Raw genomic sequence first — 2,454 nt, forward strand, 5'->3', positions numbered from 1 at the left:
CGGCATACGAGATTGCCTCTTGTCTCGTGGGCTGGGAGATGTGTATAAGAGGGGGGGGGGGGGGAGGGGGTCAGCCGTCCGCGTGCCCGGTGTCGCCGAGAGCGACGACCTGCCGGTTGTGGAAGAAGTCGTCTTCCCTCAGGTGGGTGATGCTGCCCGAAGGCGCACGCAGGTTGAGATAGCCGAGCGAGTCGATGGGCAGGCGGGCCCAGGCCGCCACGACGAACGTCAGCGCGAAACCGTGGGTGACGACGATCTGGTACTCCGCGGGACGGCGCACGAGGTCCTCCACCGCGGCGTAGACGCGCTCGGCGAACACCGTCTTGGTCTCCGCCCCCTTCACCCCCTCGTGGTGGTCCATCCGGTTCCCGGTCGCCGGGGGCGCGACAAAGCGCTGGTCGAGCCACTCCTGGGGCCGGCCCTCGGCCTCCCCGTACGACTTCTCGCGGAGCCTGGGGTCCCACACCGGCTTCGTCCCGAACAGCTCGGCGATCTCCTCGGCGGTGCGGCGGGTCCGCGCCAGGTCGGAGGAGATCACGTCGACGTCGGCACGCTCCGGGATGCGGGCGCGGAGCGCGCGGGCGAGGCCGGCGGCGGCGCTCAGCCCGTCGGCGGTGAGCTCGGAGTCGAACCAGCCACCGACAAGCCCGTCGATGTGGTGGCTCGCCTCCGGGTGGGTGACGACGAAGACGTTGCGCACGCTGATGTGCCTTCCTGGTCGTGCGGGCCGGCTCAGGCGGTGCGAGCCGGCCCGCGAGAGGGGTGCTGGCCGGACGGTATCGCGGAGAGGTCAGCCCGGGGTGCCGGGAAAGGACAGTTCGAGCACCATCAGGCCCCACAGCAGCCGCGCCCGGTCATGTCCCGCCGCGTGAGTAGTGAGAACCTCGCGGACGGCCTGCTCGCTGAGGTACCCGGCCGCACACAGGCGGGGCCGGTCCAGGACGTCGGTGGTGAAGTCCCAGAGCTTTCCCCCGGGGCGCAGGAAGTGGCTGACCGGGAAGGTGAAGGGCTGCTTGCGGCGCCCGCGCACCGCCGGCGGGATGAGGGGAGCGCCGGCGTCCCACAGGATGCCCTTGCGCCGGTCGCCGTCGACCTTGGCCGGATCGGGGGTGCGGCGCGCGAAACGGGTCACCTCCGGCTGGCAGTAGGGCACCCGGCCCTCGACCGAATGTGCCATGGACAGATGGTCCAGCTTGCGGAGGTTGAGGGCGGGGAGCTTGTGCAGCCGGTCGAAGGAGAGCAGCTGTTCCAGCCGGGAGGGCGCCGCCTCGTCCAGCAGTCGTCGTGCCTGCCGGCGGCTGCTGGAGCCCGCGTCGAGGAGTTCGCGGTACCCGGGGGCGTACAGCTGCCGGTACTCGTCCCGCGGGACCAGGGACAGGCGGTCCAGATACCGTTCGGGCCAGGCGTCGTCCACGGCGTCGAGCGCGGTGCTGTAGCGGCGGTAACCGCCGAACTGCTCGTCGGCGCCGTCTCCGACGAAGCACACCCGGAACCCTGCGGCGGAGATCTCCCGGAACAGCAGGTGGGCGCTCAGGGCGTGCGGGGTGGCGTTCGGTGTGCCCAGCGCCCGGACCATCGCGGGCAGCAGATCGGGAACCTCCGCCTCCCGCACCTCGACGACCTCCAGCGGAATACCCGCGTGCGCGGCGGCGGCGCGGGCGTACCGCTCCTCGTCGGAGTCGTGGACTCCCTCGTGGGTGACGTGGAATCCGGTGACGTCGGAGCGGTGGGACGACAGCAGGGTGGCCAGCAGCGCGGAGTCGAGACCACCGGAGAGCTGGACGGCCACCGGGGTGCGCTGGAGGCACATCCGCGCGGTCTCGTGGTGGAGCAGGGTGCGCAGGGAGGTGGAGTCGCACCGCTCGTCGGGGGCCACCGGCTCGGGGACGGGCGCGGGGCGGAGCGTGGCACGGTGCCCGTCGTGGTCGAGCCGCTCGCCGGGAAGCAGCGTGCTCACGCCGCGGTACCAGGTGGAACCACCGGGCAGGCACTGCCAGTTCAGGTAGTGGTCGACGGCGGCCGGGTCGAGCGGCGGTGTCCGCTCGCACAGCGCGGTCAGCCCCTCGGGCTCGGAGGCGAAGACGACGCCCTCGTCCGTGGCCCGGTAGTAGAGGGTCTTGACGGCGAGCGGGTCGGACCACACGCGCAGTCGCCGTCCGGCGCGCAGGTCCACCAGCGCGATGGCGTACATGCCTTCGAGCCGTTCGACGAACCTCTCGCCGTGCAGTTCGTAGTAGGGCAGCAGGACCGATCCGTCGCAGTCGCCCTCGACGCTCACGCCGTGGGAGGCCAGTTCCTCCCGCAGCGCGCGGAAGTTGTAGATCTCGCCGTTGTAGACGAGGCTCACGGAGCGGTCGGCGTTGGTGAAGGGCTGCCGGCCATGCGCCGGGTCCTGGATCGACAGGCGGTTGCAGCCGAGCCCCCACCCCTCCCCCCCTCTCTTTTACACATCTC

1 protein-coding gene and 1 pseudogene are annotated in these 2,454 nt (G+C 71.5%); both read right to left on the reverse strand.

What is annotated here, in order from left to right:
• Window positions 1-70 precede the first annotated feature (70 nt).
• Window positions 71-700: a histidine phosphatase family protein gene (locus tag E0D90_RS25020; protein ID WP_130800201.1), complete on the reverse strand. Its 630-nt coding sequence runs from the start codon at window positions 698-700 to the stop codon at window positions 71-73.
• A 90-nt stretch (window positions 701-790) separates the two neighbouring features.
• Window positions 791-2,416, reverse strand: a pseudogene (gene asnB / locus E0D90_RS25025) (asparagine synthase (glutamine-hydrolyzing)); the annotation flags it as partial.
• Window positions 2,417-2,454 lie beyond the last annotated feature (38 nt).

The organism is Streptomyces otsuchiensis, from assembly GCF_004305975.1.
Taxonomy (GTDB): Bacteria; Actinomycetota; Actinomycetes; order Streptomycetales; family Streptomycetaceae; genus Streptomyces; species Streptomyces otsuchiensis.